General features: G+C 62.9%; 10 protein-coding genes. 4 read left to right on the forward strand and 6 right to left on the reverse strand.

The window, feature by feature from the left end; genetic code table 11:
- The first annotated feature begins 122 nt into the window (after positions 1 to 122).
- Positions 123 to 1,226: a DUF5694 domain-containing protein gene (locus AB3347_RS04375; RefSeq protein WP_369090565.1), complete on the forward strand. Its 1,104-nt coding sequence runs from the start codon at positions 123 to 125 to the stop codon at positions 1,224 to 1,226.
- A gap of 100 nt (positions 1,227 to 1,326) precedes the next feature.
- Here AB3347_RS04375 and dnaE read toward each other — a convergent pair whose 3' ends face one another.
- Positions 1,327 to 4,824, reverse strand: a complete 3,498-nt coding sequence (dnaE, locus tag AB3347_RS04380) for a DNA polymerase III subunit alpha (protein ID WP_369090566.1) — start codon at positions 4,822 to 4,824, stop codon at positions 1,327 to 1,329.
- Between the two features lie 195 nt (positions 4,825 to 5,019).
- Between dnaE and AB3347_RS04385 the strand changes: the two genes are divergently transcribed.
- Positions 5,020 to 5,355 (forward strand): helix-turn-helix domain-containing protein, encoded by a 336-nt coding sequence (locus AB3347_RS04385; RefSeq protein ID WP_369090567.1) that lies wholly within the window; start codon positions 5,020 to 5,022, stop codon positions 5,353 to 5,355.
- Entirely contained in the window at positions 5,339 to 6,592 is a 1,254-nt protein-coding gene (locus AB3347_RS04390) for a type II toxin-antitoxin system HipA family toxin (RefSeq protein WP_369090568.1), read from the forward strand. Before AB3347_RS04385 ends, AB3347_RS04390 begins: the two co-directional genes overlap by 17 nt.
- Positions 6,593 to 6,738: 146 nt before the next feature.
- Here the strand turns inward: AB3347_RS04390 and AB3347_RS04395 are convergent, their stop codons facing one another.
- Complete coding sequence (locus AB3347_RS04395; RefSeq protein WP_369090569.1) at positions 6,739 to 7,863, reverse strand: acyltransferase family protein; 1,125 nt, start codon at positions 7,861 to 7,863, stop codon at positions 6,739 to 6,741.
- Positions 7,864 to 8,011: 148 nt separating this feature from the next.
- Here AB3347_RS04395 and AB3347_RS04400 point away from each other — a divergent pair, with 148 nt between their 5' ends.
- Positions 8,012 to 8,887: a sulfurtransferase gene (locus tag AB3347_RS04400; RefSeq protein ID WP_369090570.1), complete on the forward strand. Its 876-nt coding sequence runs from the start codon at positions 8,012 to 8,014 to the stop codon at positions 8,885 to 8,887.
- Positions 8,888 to 9,135: 248 nt separating this feature from the next.
- Here the strand turns inward: AB3347_RS04400 and AB3347_RS04405 are convergent, their stop codons facing one another.
- The 4 genes from AB3347_RS04405 to AB3347_RS04420 all read right to left on the reverse strand — a co-directional run bounded on the left by AB3347_RS04405 (position 9,136) and on the right by AB3347_RS04420 (position 14,680).
- Positions 9,136 to 9,711, reverse strand: a complete 576-nt coding sequence (locus tag AB3347_RS04405) for a DUF4214 domain-containing protein (RefSeq protein ID WP_369090571.1) — start codon at positions 9,709 to 9,711, stop codon at positions 9,136 to 9,138.
- Positions 9,712 to 10,092: 381 nt separating this feature from the next.
- The gene (locus AB3347_RS04410; protein ID WP_369090572.1) at positions 10,093 to 11,424 is read right to left on the reverse strand and encodes a TolC family outer membrane protein; all 1,332 of its coding nucleotides are present in this window, start codon (positions 11,422 to 11,424) and stop codon (positions 10,093 to 10,095) included.
- 2 nt (positions 11,425 to 11,426) lie between these two features.
- Entirely contained in the window at positions 11,427 to 12,779 is a 1,353-nt protein-coding gene (locus AB3347_RS04415) for an HlyD family type I secretion periplasmic adaptor subunit (RefSeq protein WP_369090573.1), read from the reverse strand.
- A complete protein-coding gene (locus AB3347_RS04420) occupies positions 12,779 to 14,680 on the reverse strand; it encodes a type I secretion system permease/ATPase (protein WP_369090574.1) in 1,902 nt (633 codons plus the stop codon). The genes AB3347_RS04415 and AB3347_RS04420 overlap by 1 nt, the downstream gene beginning before the upstream one ends.
- Between the last annotated feature and the right edge of the window lie 289 nt (positions 14,681 to 14,969).

Consider the following 14,969-nt stretch of genomic DNA (forward strand, 5'->3'; position numbering starts at 1 on the left):
TCATATTATTGTGAATACATGAAAATGTAGCATGTGCGGTGCCGGGGTGGAAGCCGATCCGCCTTGCATGTTCGAAGCATGCATAGATTGATCTTGCAGGGTTGGCATGCCATGATCGTTCGATGTTCCAATTCCCCGGAAAGGAAATCGTCGTGCGCCACATGTATGCATTGCTCGTCGCAGCCCTGTTTTCCAGCGCCGCCGGCGCACAGGCTTACCAGCCCGATTTTGCTCCAGCTACCATGAAAGGCCCGGCCAAGGGTCCTGCGAATGAAGTGATGGTACTCGGCTCGCCGCACCTTTCCTATTTCCCGAAGACCTTCGATCCGGCCTCGCTTGGCCTGCTCGAGGAGCGGCTGGCCGCGTGGAAGCCGGATGCGATCAGCATCGAGGCGCTGTCGGGCATGCAGTGCGACCACGTGCGCCGCTATCCAGGGCGCTACAAGGACACGATCGCCAGCTACTGCTGGGATCCGGCGCCGGCACAGGCTGCGACCGGACTGGACGTGCCGGCGGCTACCGCGCAGGCGGAGGCGCTGCTGGCGGCATGGCCCGCCAAGCCTTCCGCCGGCCAGCGCCGCCGCCTGGCGGCCCTGTTCCTCGCGGGCGGCGAGCGCGCTTCGGCAGTCGTACAGTGGCTGCGCCTGCCGCAGGCGGAACGGCGCGCCGGCGACGGCCTCGATGCCGCGCTGGTCGAACTGCTGGACAAATTGAAGGACAGGCGCGACGAGAGCTACCTGATCGCCGCGCGCCTGGCGGCACGCCTGGGCCATGAGGCGGTGATCGCCATGGACGACCACACGGCCGACCGCATGGTCGCGGATGAGAAGGCCTGGGGCGCCGCCATCATGAAAGCCTGGGACAACCCTGCGGCGAAACGACGCAGGCAGGCCGACGAGGCCTTGCAGGCGAAGCTGGGCACGCGAGAAGGGGTGCTGGATCTCTACCGCGCCTATAACGCGCCCGGACAGACCAGGCTCGCCTTCGACGGCGACTTCGGCGCCGCGCTCGAAGAGCCTTCGGCGCAGCGCTTCGGGCGCCAGTACGTGGGCTATTGGGAGACACGCAACCTGCGCATGGCGGCGAACATCCGCGATGCGATGTCGCCGCGGCCGGGCATGCGCATGCTGGTGGTGGTGGGCGCCTCGCACAAGGGCTACCTGGAGGCGTATTTGCACCAGATGCACGACGTGCGGGTGGTGGATGCGGGGGCGGTGCTGCGCTAGCAAACCAGGTTCCGGCCTGCACCGGAACGACGTGCCGGTTTACCCCGGCAGACGATCGCTGACGCCGTTCATGTAGCCGACCGTAAAACCGTCGCCCCGGTCAATACTCCACCGCCACATCCTTCGCCCCCAGCGTCAGCTCCAGCTGCTGCTTGAGCGTGTCCGAGGGCGCCACGCGCCAGTCGTCGCCCAGCTGCAGGATGGCTTCCACGCCCTGCGGCTTGATGCGCAGGCTGACCGGCATGCCGTCCTGCATGCGGTGCGGCAGCAAGACCTCGGCCAGCTTGGCCGGATTCAGGTCGCAAGGCACGTCCATCTCCAGCTTGAAGCCGTACTGGATGCGCGCCGCGGCGATGTCGAACACCTTCTCGGCCGTGATGCGCAGGCCGCCATTGAAGCGGTCTTCCGAGACCTTGCCGACCACCAGCAGGAACTCGTCTTCCTTGAAGATGTTCTTGTTCTGCTCCAGCAGCTCGCTGTAGACGGTCACCTCGACCACGCCGGTCTTGTCGTCCAGCGCCACGATCAGGATCTTGCCGCGCTGGGTCATCTGGGTGCGCACGCCGGTGATCACGCCGCACAGCATGCGCGGGTCGCGCGAAGGCTCCAGGTCCTTCAGCTTGGTCTTGGCGAAGCGCCGCACCTCGGCCGCATACGAATCGAACATGTGGCCCGACAGGTAGTAGCCGAGCGCGATCTTTTCCTCGGCCAGCTTCTGGCGGTCGGTCCAGGGCGTCGCCTTCACGTACTCGGGCGGCGCCACGAGATCCGAATCGTCGCCGCCGAACAGGCTGACCTGGTTGGCGGCGGCGGCGGCCTGGCCGGCCGCTTCCATCGCGAAGCCGACCGAGGCCAGCAAGACCGCGCGGTCGACGCCGAAGCAGTCCATGGCGCCGGCACGGATCAGGGATTCGATGGTGCGGCGGTTGATCTGCTTGCGGTCCACCCGCATGCAGAAGTCGAACAGGTCCTTGAACTTGCCGCCGCTCGTCCGTGCGGCGATGATCGCCTCGATCGCGCCCTGCCCCGCGCCCTTCACGCCGCCCAGGCCGTAGCGGATGTTGGACACCTGCTTGCCGGTGACGGAACGCGGCGGGCCTTCCGGGGTGAAGCGGAACTTCGATTCGTTCACGTCCGGCGGCAGGATGGTCAGCTTGCAGACGTCGATCGCGTCCTCGACCAGGATCTTGATCTTCTCGGTGTCTTCCATCGCCAGCGACATGTTGGCTGCCATGAACGCGGCGGTGTGGTGCACCTTCAGATAGGCCGTGTGGTAGGACAGCAGCGCATAGGCGGCCGCGTGCGACTTGTTGAAGCCGTAGCCCGCGAACTTCTCCATCAGGTCGAAGATCTCGTCGGCCTTCTCGGTGGAGAGGCCGTCCTTGGCGGCGCCGGCGCGGAAGATCTCGCGGTGCTCGGCCATCTCTTCGGCCTTCTTCTTGCCCATCGCGCGGCGCAGCATGTCCGCGCCGCCCAGCGAGTAGCCGCCGACGATCTGCGCCATCTGCATCACCTGCTCCTGGTAGACCATGATGCCGTAGGTCTCGGACAGGATCGACTCGGTGCGCGGGTCCGGGTAGTCGAACTTCTCGCCGTGCTTGCGTTTGCAGAAGTCGGGGATCAGGTCCATCGGGCCCGGACGGTACAGCGCCACCAGCGCGATGATGTCCTCGAAACGGTCGGGACGCGCGTCCTTCAGCATGCCCTGCATGCCGCGCGACTCGAGCTGGAAGATCGCGACGGTCTTGGCGTCCGACAGCAGCTTGTACGAAGGCCGGTCGTTCAGCGGCAGGGTCTCGAGGTTGAAGTCGGCGTCGGCCGGGTCGAGCGCGCGGATGTAGTTCACCGCGCGGTCGAGAATGGTGAGCGTGGTCAGGCCCAGGAAGTCGAACTTCACCAGGCCGACGGCTTCCACGTCGTCCTTGTCGTACTGCGAGACGACGCCGGCGTCGCCGCCCTGGGTGTACAGCGGGCAGAAGTCGGTGAGCTTGCCCGGCGCGATCAAGACGCCGCCGGCGTGCATGCCGATGCCGCGGGTGATGCCCTCGACCTGCTGGGCCAGGTCGAGCAGTTGCTTGACCTCTTCCTCGTTCTCGAGGCGCTCCTTGAGCAGCGGTTCCTCTTCGATCGCCTCGGCGATCGAGACCGGTTTGCCCGGCTTGAACGGAATCAGCTTGGAGATGCCGTCGCAGAAGTTGTAGCCGAAGTCGAGCACGCGGCCGACGTCGCGGATTGCGCCCTTGGCCGCCATGGTGCCGAAAGTGGCGATCTGCGATACCGCATCACGTCCATACAGATCTTTTACGTGCTGGATGACCAGTTCGCGCTTTTCCTGGCAGAAGTCGATGTCGAAGTCGGGCATCGAGACGCGTTCCGGGTTCAGGAAGCGCTCGAACAGCAGGTTGTACTTGAGCGGGTCGAGGTCGGTGATCTTCAGCGCGTAGGCCACCAGCGAACCGGCGCCCGAACCGCGGCCCGGGCCGATCGGCACGCCGTTGTTCTTGCCCCACTGGATGAACTCCGCCACGATCAGGAAGTAGCCCGGGAACTTCATCTTGATGATGGTCTGGTTCTCGAACTCCAGGCGCGCCTCGTAGCGCGGGCGCTCCTTCTCGCGCTGCTCTTCGTTCGGATACAACTGCACCAGGCGCTCTTCCAGGCCCTTTTTCGTCTCAAGGACCAGGAAATCGTCGATGCTCATGCCGTCCGGGGTCGGGAAATCCGGCAGCTGTGGTTTACCCAGAGTCAGGGTAACGTTGCAGCGCTTGGCGATCTCCACCGAATTGGCGAGCGCGCCCGGCAGGTCGGCGAACAGTTCCGCCATTTCTTCCTGCGTCTTGAAGCACATGCTTTCGTTGAAGCGGCGCACGCGCTTGGCGTTGGCCAGCATCTCGCCTTCGGCGATGCAGACGCGCGCTTCGTGGGCGATGAATTCTTCCTTGTCCAGGAACTGCACCGGATGGGTCGCCACCACCGGCAGGCCGAGGCGCCCGGCCAGCGCCACCGAATGGCGCACGCCCTGCTCCTGATTCGGCTGGCCGGCGCGCTGGATCTCGATATAGAAGTGGCCCGGGAAGATGCGCGCCCAGCGCTCGGCTGCGCGTTCGGCGCGCTCGATGTCGCCCTGGTCGATGGCCTGGCCGACGTCGCCAAAAGCCGCGCCCGACAGCACGATCAGGGCATTGGCCTGGTCGACCTCCGGTTCCAGCGTCGAGGTCGAGGCGGCAAGCGCCTCCAGCCACTCGACGCGGATCTCGGCGCGGCCCTTGTACTGGTTGGTCAGCCACGCTTTCGAGAGCAGGTCGCACAGCTGCAGGTAGCCGGTGCGGTTCTTGGCCAGGATCAGCAGGCGCGACGGCTTGTCGCGGTTCTCGTCGTTGGTGATCCAGGCGTCGACGCCGACGATCGGCTTGATCCCCTTCCCGCGCGCCGCCTTGTAGAAGCGCACCAGGCAGAACATGTTGGCCAGGTCGGTCACGGCCAGCGCCGGCTGCTTGTCCTTGGCGGCGGCACCCACGATGTCGTCGATGCGCACGAGGCCGTCGACGATCGAGTATTCGGAGTGGACGCGCAGGTGGGTAAAAGTCGGGGAAGTCATCCCTGCATTTTACCTCGGACGGGGAAAAACGATGTTGTCAAAAGACACGCCGCCTCAACGTCCAGCCGAAACAAAATGCTCATAGATGATACTTTATATATTGTAATGAACCATCTATGAATCAATGAAGTTCTTTGATTGTTCATAAATCAGTTCTTGTGCACTATAATGACCTAACTATGGAGCTAGTCAACAATGCCCAAGAAGCTTACCGCCACCGAAACCTGGCCGACACTCGTTCAGGAGCGCCTGAGTATATGGGGCAGGTGTATCCATACTCAACGCCTGCGTCAGCGCATCACTGTAGCTGACCTGGCCGCAAGACTGGGAGTCTCCAGGACTACACTGCTTCGTCTTGAACGAGGCGACCCAGGCGCTGGCGCCGGCGCCTACTTGACAGCGCTGCTCGCATTAGGTGTCGCTGACCGGGCAGTACCAATACTGCCTACGGAACTGTGGCAGGGAGACTTTGGTCAGCGTGTCAAGTTGAGCCGGCACGAAAAAGGGGGCGCTGATGATGAATATTTCTAAGCCCCTGTTTGTGTACCTTCAGCGACCGGATACTGGTGAGTGGGTCACGGTTGGACGGTACAAGAAAGGGCAATCGGGAGAAGGATTTTTTTTATACGCTCCTTCTTACTTCGAGGCCGACCTTACCTGGTCTATCGACCCAAAAAACCTGCCATTCTTGCCGGGCGAGGACGTCCCGGCGCCCCGCTACCAAGGCTTGCATGACGTCCTGCGAGATGCTTGTCCAGATGCGTGGGGACAGGCATTGCTCCGTCGAGAACATAATCTTCCAGAAGATGCTCCGCCCCTTCAGTACCTACTGAAAGCCAGCAACCTTGACCGATGGGGCGCCCTCGCCGTTGGTACAGGCAACAGACCACCTGACGCAACGATCAACAATCCTGGTCTGCCGCAACTCAATGAGGTCATTGAAGAGTTGGCTGCACTTGCAGAACGCCGCCCTACCATACGCGCAAAGATCCGCTCCCGCCTGGTCCAGACAGCGAGTGTAGGCGGGGCGCGGCCGAAAGCGACAGTGCGAGGCGAGAACGGGGAATTCTGGCTCGTCAAGCCAGAAGTCGCGTCAGACGTGGCGAACATTCCTTTGCTTGAGCACGTCGGCCAGCGATGGGGGGCTGCAAGCGGATTAAATTTTGCTGCCACAGCCTATCACCCTGCGGCAGGTGGCCGCAGCGCAGTACGCATTCTACGTTTCGACCGTACCCATGCTCGGCGCCATATGTGCGTCAGCGCCGCCTCTTTGCTACAGGCCGAATATCCGGGGCTTCTGCAGACTGACCGTTGGAGCTATCCCCGATTGGCTGAAGAGCTGAAGTTATTAGGTGCGCCACCAGCAGACCGTATCGAATTGTTCGGCCGCATGGTGTTCAATGCCGTGTGTGGCAACGATGATGACCATGTGCGTAACCACGCGATTGTCTATTGCTCTGAAGAGCGTCGTTGGCGACTCGCGCCGGCTTTCGATGTTGTCCCCAACCCGGTCGAAACGCCAACCCGCCTGCACATGCAACTGTCCTTAGGGCGTTTTGACATTTCCAGGGAAGCCGTGTTGGCTGACGCAAAGCGCTTTGGATTCGCTGGCACGGTGGACGCGGCGGATTATCTCGACACTTTGCTCGCGCGTATCTCGGCGAGCTACGACGCTGCGGCGCAATCGCTCGACCAGGAGTGGAGGAAAGTGCTGCATGAACGCTTATCACACAACCTGGCAATTCTCAGCGGCCAGGCAGTCGGCTGATCAGGCTTTGGCGCGGATCGTCCGGAACAGCCGAAACAGCCGAAACAGCTAGTCGAACATGCCCTCCCCTGCCGGCGTCAAGTACGCCATCGCCTGCGTTCACTCGTCCAGTAATTGGCGGACATGATCGGCAAAAACCGCCCTGCCTACGACTCCCGGGCGGCCTGGGCCGGCACCATCCGCCCGGCGCCATAGTTGCGCCGCATCCGCAGGAACGGTTCCTCGACGATGTGGTAGCACAGCGTCGACAGCGCCCAGGTGGCGCCATAGGCGAGGCCGAACACGATGCCGGCGTCCAGCCACGGGCTGCCGGTCGCCACCAGCTTGAAACGGCTGGCGAAGACGTGCAGCAGGCCCATGTGCAGCAGGTAGAACGAGAAGCTGATCTTGCCGCCCTGGCACAGCGCGCGCTCGAGCAGGCCCGGCAGGCGCGGCGTGAACGCCACCCAGGCCAGGACCAGCGCGGCCCACCCGAGGCTTTCCAGCAGCGACCAGCCGATCCAGAACGCGGACCGCGGCGTTGCGCCGAACGGGGCGATGCGGTGCATCAGGGCGGTGTTCCACATCACCAGCGCGATGCTGGCGAGCAGCAGCAGTGGCGCCCAGCGCGCCAGTTGGGGACGCCAGCGCGCGTACAGCAGGGCCGCCGCCATGCCGATCAGGAACTGGTCGAAGCGGCCCACCCAGGTGCTGAAATACATCAGGGTGCTGTTGTCGTTGACCGTATAGGCGGCCACCTTGAAGAAGGCCATCAGCACCAGCCAGCCGCCCAGGTAGGCGATGCCGCGCTCGAGCGTAAAACGGGCCAGGAAGGGGAACACCAGGTAGAACATGAATTCCAGCGAGATGGTCCAGGCCGCGCCGGTAACCACGCTGCCCGAGGTCGGCGCCAGCCCCAGGTTGGAGGCGAAGAAATACAGCAGGTCCTGGGGCGCGAACTTGTCGCGGCCGATCGAGGTCGCGACCAGGAAGATGACCAGGTAGAGCGGCACGATGCGCAATACGCGGTTGCGCAGGAAGTCGCGGTAGACGATCTCGCGCCCGGCCCCGTGCTGGTGCAGGGCGATCTGCATGAACAGGAAGCCCGACAGCGTGAAGAACAGGCCGACGCCGGTATGGCCTTCGGTGATCAGGGCGGTCCAGGGTCCATCGAGCCGCATGCCGCCGTTGCCGGCGTATTCGAGGTGGAAGTGGAACAGGAAAACCAGGGTGGCGGCCAGCCAGCGCAGCTGGTCGAGCCTGGGGTTGTACTGGATGTTCAGCGAATGCATGGAAGGACCGGGCTGGCGGGTGGCCTGTTGTTCTAATCCGGCTATTCTAATGCGTAAACCCGAGCCATTCCCTCTGGAATTGCCGCTGACGGCATCGCCTGACTTATAATAGCCGGCTATCTTCACCCCTCACCACGCTTCCGCAGCCATGCACGTCAATATCGCCGCCTACAAATTCGTCACCCTCGACAATCTGGAAGAACTGCGCCCGCAGTATCAGGAAAAGTGCAATGAACTGGGCCTGAAAGGCACGGTCCTCTTGACCCCGGAAGGCATCAACATGTTCGTGTCCGGTCCGCGCGAGCAGATCGACCAGTACCTGGCCTGGGTCCGCAGCGACGCCCGCCTGGCCGACCTGGAGTGGAAAGAAAGCCTGTCGACGGAACAGTCGCACAAGCGCATGCTGGTGAAGATCAAGAAGGAAATCATCACGATGCGCATGCCGCTCATCAAGCCGGAACTCGGCCGTGCGCCCTCGGTCGATCCGAAGACGCTCAAGCGCTGGCTCGACCAGGGCCACGACGACGACGGCGTGCCGGTGGTGATGATGGAAACCCGCAATGCCTTCGAAGTGGACGTCGGCACCTTCGAGAACACGCTCGACTACCGCATCGACAAGTTCACCGAATTCCCCGAAGTGGCTGCCAGGCACAAGGAAGAGTTGGCCGACAAGACGGTGGTGACCTTCTGCACCGGCGGCATCCGCTGCGAAAAGGCGGCGATCCACATGAAGAACATCGGCTACGAGCGCGTCTACCAGCTCGACGGCGGCATCCTGAAGTACTTCGAGGAAGTCGGCGGCGACCACTACCAGGGCGACTGCTTCGTGTTCGACTACCGCACCGCACTCAACCCGAAGCTCGAGCCGACCGAAACCGCGCAGTGCTTCGCCTGCCGCGCCGTGGTCACGCCGCGCCAGCAGCTCTCGCCCGATTACGTGGTGGGTGTGTCGTGCCCGCACTGCGCCGGCAAGATGGAGGGCGCCAGCGGTAGCCAGGCCGGGCAGGAATCGGCCGCGCCGTAAGCCGGCAGGAGGGCATGGTCGACCCGGACCGCCCTCCCCTTGCGCCTGCCATTGCCGGCACTGCTTGTCTTACTTGCTTCTTTCGGAACCCCGGCTGCGACGCCAGCCGGATCATCGGTATCCTCTGCGATAGTGCGCTACCTGCGCCATACCACCTTCCATGGTTCCGATCTGTTCAAGGGTCACGCCTGGCGGCGAACCGCTTACCGCATAAAATTTCAAAAAACTTCCGTTTTTGAAATAATATTTCACACCACCCAAGCGTCGTCGAAGACCATGCCGCTTGGCGAGCCGACGATCTTCGCGATGGCCTGGTCGATCTGACCCGGATCGGAATACATCGCACCGGTTTCCAGGCTCTTGACGTTAGCGATGTAATCGATCGCCACTTTCAGCCCCGCCCCGGTATATGCAGCCTTTTCCGCGTCGGTATCGATACGGTTGGTGAAGTTGGTCGACACGCCGACCTTTGCATTGAAGGCGATTCGGTCGGAACCTTGCGCACCGGCGGCGACGCCGGTCACGACATTACCGATGTTCAGCGTGCCATTGTTCAGTGCATTGGTCCAGTAGTCGATGCCGGCCGCCTCACCCGCACGACTGAACAGGTTTTCGTATACCTCGGCCACGACGGCACGGTTGGCCTGCCCGCCGTAGGTTGCCTGGTACTCGGCCGAGGTGGAGAATGCCTGTGCAATATTCTGGTAAGCGTTCGGGTTCGTCGCCAGCTGATTGGCCCAGAACGTCAAGCCGCCCGGGTCTGCTGGACGGCTGAAATATGCCACATACAATTTCTGCACTTCGTTAACGTAATCAGTTGCCATCACGGCCTCCTCATCAAAATGGTGAAGAAAATATACCGTAATAAAAAGAACAAGGGCGCCATTCACTCATCCGTGCGCACCTAATTTCCTCAAGAAAATCAATTACATAGAGAAATTTGTTTCGCACAAGAATTGAATAGGTGTGACAGTCCAGATATCGAACCAGATGAGCGGGAAGAGGTGAAACCAGCCACCCATGCGGTTTACAGCCGCTCGTTTTGAAGTGCAAACCATCCATGGCAGCCTTGGCGCGAGACGCTGAAAAAATGTTTTGCAGAAACTAAATTGCCACCGACATCCGCGCCTCGACGCTGTTCTGCAAGGCAAGATGTGGTGGCAGAGAGACAAGACCTCGACGGGCTGCCGGCCTGTCGGACAGGATCAGCGGAAGTAGGCGGCGATCTCGCGGATTTCCTGTGGGCCGATGTTGCCGGTGAAGGCGCGCAGGCGCATCACGGCAATCAGGTAGGTGTAGCGTGCCTGCGCCAGGTCGCGCTGGTTGCTGAACAACTGCTGTTGCGCGTTGAGCAGGTCGAGGTTGATGCGTACCCCGCCCTTGATGCTTTGCTCGGTGGCGGTCATCAGGAGCTTGGCCGCGTCGACCGCCTTGACCAGCGCATCGACCTTGCGCACGCTGCTCAATGTCTGGCTATGGACCTTGCGCACCTCCACCAGCAGCTTGTCGGTACGCGCCTCGAGGTCGGCGCGCGCCCGTTCATACTGCGCCGCGGCCTGGCGGGTCTGCGCGTTGACCGCGCCGCCCGAGTAAATCGGGATGTTGACTTGCACGCCGAGGCTGCGGTTCAGGTTTTCCTGGCCGCGCGTGTTGATGGTCTCGCTGTCGCCTTTGCTGTAGGTCGCCAGCAGGTCGACGCGCGGCAGGTGACCGGCCTTCTGGCGGCCGATTTCAAGGCGAGCGTTCTCGACGGCCAGGCGCGCAGCGGCCAGCTCGTTGCTGTTATCGACAGCACGCTTGCTCCATTCCTCGAACGAACCTTTCACCAGTTCGCCCACGCGGAAATTGTCGGACAGCCGGTCGAGGTTTCCCGCCGGGCCGCCAATGATGCCTTCCAGGACTTCGCGCTGGGCCACGGCCAGGTCCTGTGCCTCAATCAACTGAGCTTCGGCGACTTCCAGGCGGGCCTGCGTCTCCAGCATATCGGTCTTGGTACCCTCGCCCTTCTCGAACAGGCGCTGGTTGACTTTCTGCTGCTCAGCGTACATATCGCGTTGCACACGCGACAGCGCCAGCTGATCGTCCGCAAACAAGGCGTCGAGATAGGCGCTGACGACCCGCACTGCTACTTCATTGGTATCGGCCTCGAACTGCTCGGCGCCTTGCGCCGCCTGTACCTTGCCCTGGCGGTAGCGTTGGACCGCGTCCATGTTCAGCAGTGACTGGCGCAACTGCACCGTCGACGAGCGGCTGATGTACCTGGGATGGTCGATGATCGGCGCACGCCCCGGGATGTCGGTTTCCTGGTCCATCACGTTCTTGCTGCCGTTGAAGCTGGCGGAAAGGCTGGGCAGCAGTCCCGCGCGGCCAATCACGCGGTTTTCCTGTGTAGCCTGGTTCGCGTAGTAGCCCATGCGATAGACCGGGTCGTTCTTCAGGGCCATTTCATAGGCCTGCTGCAGGGTGACCGCGCCGGCATGACCGACGGACAGCGCGGCGCCGACCGCCAAGGCGATCCGTTTGAATGGAAGACGCATGTTCAGTCTCCACCCACCGATGCCTTGGCGCGGTCGAATACCGGCTTGAGCAGGTAGTTCATCATGGTGCGCTCGCCAGTCTTGACGAACAGCTCCACCGGCATGCCTGGGATGATGTTCATCTTGTGCGCCGCAACTTTCTTCGCGCCTGCCTGGCTTACCTTCACACGCACCTTGTAGTACGGCATGCCGGTGTGCTCGTCGACCGAGCGGTCGGCAGAAATGGTCGTCACTTCGCCTTCGATATGCGGGGTCTTGTTGGTGTTAAACGCCGAGAACATCAACTCCACCGGCAGGCCCGGATGGACCTTGTCCACCAGGTTCGTCGGCAACTGGCCTTCGACCACCAGTGGATCGTCGCTCGGCACGATGTCCATCATCTTGAAGCCCGGCGGCACCACGCCGCCTTCGGTGAACACGGCCAGGTTGACCACCGTGCCGTCGGCCGGCGCCTTGACGTCCACGCTCTGCAGCTCGAACTTCTGGCCTTCGATCCGCGACGCCAGTGCTTCGGCTTCCTTCTGTACCTCGGTCAGCTGGGTCCGCACTTCCTTCTGGTAGTCGGAGGTGCGCTGCGCGCGGCGCAGGCTCAGCTCCATCACCTGGCGCTGGGAGCGGCCGATATTGCCGATGTCTTCCGAGATCGAGCCGCTCAGCTGGGCATAGGTACGCTCCAGGTCGAGCAGGCGGTTGCGCGCCACGTAGCCTTCCCTGGCAAGGTCGCGCATGCCGCCCAGCTGTTCCTTCAGGATCGCGACCTGTTCCTTCTTGCTCTCGCGCGATTCTTCCAGGCCGCGGATCTGCAGCTTGAGGCCGGCGATGGTCTCGTCCACGCTGCCCAGCTCACTCTTGAGCGACATCTGGCGCGACATCAGGAGCTGCTCCTGCAGGCGCATCATATCGGCCACGCGCGGATCGCCGCTGCGCTTCTTGAGTTCGTCCGGGAAGGCGATGCTGCTGCGGTTCGCCATCTCGGCCATCAGGCGCGCCTCGACCGCACGCGCGGTCAGGTACTGGCCCTCGCTCATGTCGAAGGCCGACTTGGCCACGATCGGGTTCATGCGCACCAGCACCTGGCCGCGCTTGACCACGCTGCCGTCCTTGACCAGCAACTGCTGGACGGTGCCGCCGGTCTGGTGCTGGACAGCCTGCCGATTCGATTCTTTAGACACATAGCCCGACAGCGGCACGCCCTTGTCGAGCGGCGCGGTCGTCGCCCACAGCAGGAACCCGCAGAATCCCAGCAGCACCACGATCCAGCCGACACGGGCGAAACGGCGCGCGTCGGTATTCACTTCCACCGGAACGACGTCGTGTGCGACGACGTCCGAGGTTTCGCTCTTGAGTAGTTTCATCAGTTGTTCTCTCCAGTGGCCGCGTTCGCGGTTTCCTGTTCCGCCTGGGCACGCTGCTGCTGCGCCAAGGCCTGCTGCTGTGCTGCCTGCTGCTGGGCTGCCTGCTGCTGGGCTGCCTGCTGCTGGGCTGCCTGCTGCTGGGCTGCCTGCTGCTGGGCTGCCTGCTGTTGGGCTGCCTGCTGTTGCGCCTGTTGCTGCGCCAGCATGGCCTTCTTGTTCGCTTCCTGCAGTGCGCCCAGCACTTCATTGGTCGGACCAAACATCTGGACGGTACCGTCGCGCACCAGCAACAGCTTGTTGGTCACGCCGAGCACCGTGGTCCGGTGGGTGATCAGGACGATGGTCTTGCCGCGCTGGCGCAGGTCGAGCACCGCCTGCACCAGGGCCTGTTCACCGACATCGTCCAGGTTCGAATTCGGCTCATCCAGCACGATCAGCGACGGATCGCCGTACATGGCGCGCGCCAGGCCAATGCGCTGCTTCTGCCCCCCGGACAGGCCTGCGCCGCCGTCGCCCAGCCTGGTATCGTAGCCTTCCGGCATATGCAGGATCATGTCGTGCACGCCGGCGCGCTTGGCCGCCAGCACCACTTTTTCCGCATCGATCTCGCCGAAGCGCGCGATGTTCTCGCTCACCGTGCCGCCGAACAGTTCGATGTCCTGGGGCAGGTAGCCGACGTGCGGGCCCAGCTCGCCCTTGTTCCACTGGTAGATGTCAGCGCCGTCCAGGCGCACCTTGCCCATTGCCGCCGGCCACACGCCGACCAGCAGACGCGCCAGGGTCGACTTGCCGGACCCGCTCGGGCCGATCACGCCGAGCACGTCGCCCGGAGCGATTCCGAAGCTCAGGCCCTTGATGACGGGCGCCTTGGCGCCAGGAGGAGCGGCGGTCACGCCCTCCACCGTCAGCGCGCCCTGCGGCTTCGGCAACTCCATCCCGGCTTCGCGCGCCGGATTCGCTTCCAGCAGCTTGGTGAGGCGCTCGAAAGCGCTGCGGGTGCTCGCCCACGACTTCCACACGCCGATCACCTGCTGCACCGGCGCCAAGGCCCGGCCGACCAGGATCGATGCGGCGATCATCATGCCGGGGGTCATCTTGTTTTCCAGGACCAGCAAGGCGCCGAATCCGAGCACCAGCGACTGCAGCGACACCTGCACGAACTTGGTGGCCGAGGCGATCTTGGCGGCCTTCTCGCTTGCCTCGGCCTGCAACTGCAGGAATTTCCCGTGGGTCTTGTACCAACGGGTAATCAGGTTCGGCAACATCCCCATCGATTCGATGACTTCGGCATTGCGCAGGTTGTTGGTCGCCATCGTGGTCGAGGCGATCGCCATGGCGTTGGCTTCGTTCAGCGGCTTCTTGGTGGTGCGTTCGTTGATGACGGCCAGCACCACCAGCACCAGTGTACCGCCCAGCGCGAACCAGCCCAGGGCCGGCTCGAAGAAGAAGATGACGATCAGGTAGATCGGGAACCACGGCGCATCGAAGAAGGCGAACAGCGCGTTGCCGGTCAGGAACTGACGCAGGTTGGTCAGGTCCGCCAGCGCCTGGCCCGCGTTGCCGCCGGCCTGCTTCAGGTTCTGCTCGAAGGCGGCGGTATACACCCGCTTGTTCATGTTCATGTCGAACTTGGCGCCCACGCGCACCAGCACATAGGAGCGCACCAGCTCGAGCCCGGCCATCAGCAGGTAGGCACCCAGCATCAGCACGGTCAGCATGACAAGGGTCAGCTCGTTGCGGCTGGCCAGCACGCGGTCGTACACCTGCAGCATGTACAGCGAGGGCACGAGCATCAGCAGGTTGGTGATGGCGCTGAAGGTGCCGACTGTCCAGAACGTGCTTTTGAAAGCGAGCAGGGCTTGCTCGATCTCGTTTTTCTTGTTGAAGAGTTTGGTATTCATCGGGTCCGTGAGAACGTCAAGGGAGTGTCCCGCCAGTCAAACGAGCTCGGCAGGAGCAAGACATTATCGCTCAAATCCCATGAAATATGTGACGCAGATCACATTTTTGGAAGCTCTGGGCAGCGATTCCCCCACCATGGGTGGCAGGGCGTGGTATCGCGACGACAGGCGGATCCCGCCAAGGCCCCGGTCCGGTCGGTATGCGATCGCGGCGCTGCCGGGAGGCGGCGCAGGCATCCTTGCACAGGAGCCTCGCACTAAAGAAAAAGGCCGGACTTCGCAGTCCAGC

Origin of the sequence: Massilia sp. X63 (assembly GCF_041023745.1) — a bacterium.
In the GTDB taxonomy this organism is placed as follows: domain Bacteria; phylum Pseudomonadota; class Gammaproteobacteria; order Burkholderiales; family Burkholderiaceae_D; genus Telluria.